Origin of the sequence: Leptospira soteropolitanensis, assembly GCF_026151655.1 — a bacterium.
Lineage (GTDB): Bacteria > Spirochaetota > Leptospiria > Leptospirales > Leptospiraceae > Leptospira_A > Leptospira_A soteropolitanensis.
On the sequence record NZ_JAMQPN010000042.1, the window covers coordinates 1 to 2,171 of the forward strand.

2 protein-coding genes are annotated in these 2,171 nt (G+C 33.1%); both read left to right on the forward strand.

Going from position 1 to position 2,171, the window contains the following annotated elements; translation table 11 throughout:
- The first annotated feature begins 40 nt into the window (after window positions 1-40).
- Complete coding sequence (locus ND811_RS19115; RefSeq protein ID WP_265353578.1) at window positions 41-958, forward strand: WYL domain-containing protein; 918 nt, start codon at window positions 41-43, stop codon at window positions 956-958.
- A 207-nt stretch (window positions 959-1,165) separates the two neighbouring features.
- Window positions 1,166-1,975 (forward strand): hypothetical protein, encoded by an 810-nt coding sequence (locus ND811_RS19120; RefSeq protein ID WP_265353577.1) that lies wholly within the window; start codon window positions 1,166-1,168, stop codon window positions 1,973-1,975.
- Window positions 1,976-2,171: the final 196 nt, after the last annotated feature.

Consider the following 2,171-nt stretch of genomic DNA (forward strand, 5'->3'; position numbering starts at 1 on the left):
GCGCAAGTTTAATAAATAAATTTTTAAAAAAGAGAAAAATATGAAGTATATATTCTACATTATAGGGTCATTTATAACAATGATTTGTATTATCGGCTGTTTAAAATCAGAAGGATCCGAATTTTTCTTTATTACTTTATCATTATCATTTCTTTTTTTCTATGCTGGCCATAAGATAGGAAAATACAATGAAGAACAATCATCCAATATAAAAGATGGTAATCAAAAAAGGTCTAATTTTTCAAATAAGGAGACTGAAGTTTATACTAAAAATATTGAGATTCCTTCTGTATCCAAAAACACCATTAAACTTCCCAAAAAAGATAACTGGGAAACAGGGTATTTATTTGATGAAGAAAGTTCAATACCATTAAATCTATTAACTCTTATCGAATATATCGATGCAAATAACCAATATAGTAAACGAAGAATTACAATTAAAAAAATGGTACATTGGTATGATGAATACGCACTTTTAGCCTATTGCCACGAAAGAGAAGCTCATAGAACATTTAAACTATCTGGAATCAAATCTATGTGCGATCTTGAAACAGGAGAATTAATTAGCGATCCATACAATTATTTAGTACAAAGATTTCAAGACAGCCCTATTGGGCGATGGACCAAATTCTTAAAAGAATTCGAAAATGAGATATTAACTCTTGTCTTCGTAGCAAAAGCAGATGGACGAATGACTCAAAAAGAAAGAAAAGCTATATATGATTATGCAAATATAAGATCAAAAGAAACACTTGAATATGAAACAGCTGATAAAGAAATAAAAAATCTATACTGTGATTTGAAAGATTTTAATAACTGTTTAAGTAAAATCAAAGGATTAGAAGAAATAGAAAAAGCAAACTTCATTTCCGCACTTGAAGAAATTATAAAAACAGACAAAAACGCTGATCCGATGGAGTTAGCAGCCCTTGAAAAAATTAAAAACAAAATACTATAATATTAAACCTACGCATAACAGCGACTAACCGCTTCGCTTCGGGACTTCGCCCTCGCTCGGTCTGCGACACATAGGCTTCTGGCACTCCCCTTGCCTACGCAAGTGTCGTGGCCAGTCCCTAACGTCCCGTTAACGGGACTCAGGGCCAGCCTACGTCGGTTAGTCTAGTTCGTTATGCGAAATAGCCAAAAATGTATGATATTAAAATTGTTACCAATTTCTCTTATAACTACTATTGTTTCTTGTATGACCATGCAATTGAATTATACTTTATATCCGAAAACTATTCGGGATGCTTACAAAGTTACCTCAATCAATGGCTTAGAGGAGATCGACAAGAACACACTTAAATTCAATTTTCCAGATCAGAATCCAGAAATTGACTATGCAAACTGTTTTCATATACCTGCTAATAATTTCAAATACTGCGATCGTAATGAAAAAGTGCCATATAAACAACTTCTTTTGATAAAAGAAGATGATTTCTATTTCTTTAACAAAAAAGGATTCATCTATATCGATAGTGATATTGCTTTTATCAGCCCAAATATGAAACACAACCTTTACGAAGACAGCAAGGGACAGTTTGGAATACCTAAATCTATTGATATTTCAGAAGATGGGCTATCTAGATTTACAACTTACTATAAACCTAGAATTGATTTAAACGACGTCTGCTACCATGAAACTTTTAATCCAGTATCCAACTCCTTTATATTTAAAGAAGATTGTTCACGAGTAAAAAAAAAATTTAAAACTTATCGTATGGAAAAAGTAAAAATAAAAAAAGGTATATACTTGAATCTAAAAAATACTGATAAATTTTACAGATTATCTTATATATCTCCTACTGAAAGTAACTCAATTTGGATATTTTTAGACAATATTGATGGAAAATACATTGAATTTCCTAGTAAATTATTTTATTTGCTATATCCAGCCGCAATTTTGTTTGATATAGTAACTTTCCCTATACAAATTTTTGTTGTTCCTTTTGGTAAAACTGCACTAGGTTAATTATATTTGGCTACTTCGCATAACAGCGGGGAAACGCTTCGCTGCGGCACTTACGGCCTTGCTCGGTCTGCGACACATTGTCCTCCGTCACGCTTCTTGCTCCGCAAGAAGACGCGCCGACGCCAACACCTACTTCGTAGGCTCGGCTACGGTCAACGTCGTCTCCCCTAGTTCGTTAATTGCAATAGGTTAAATC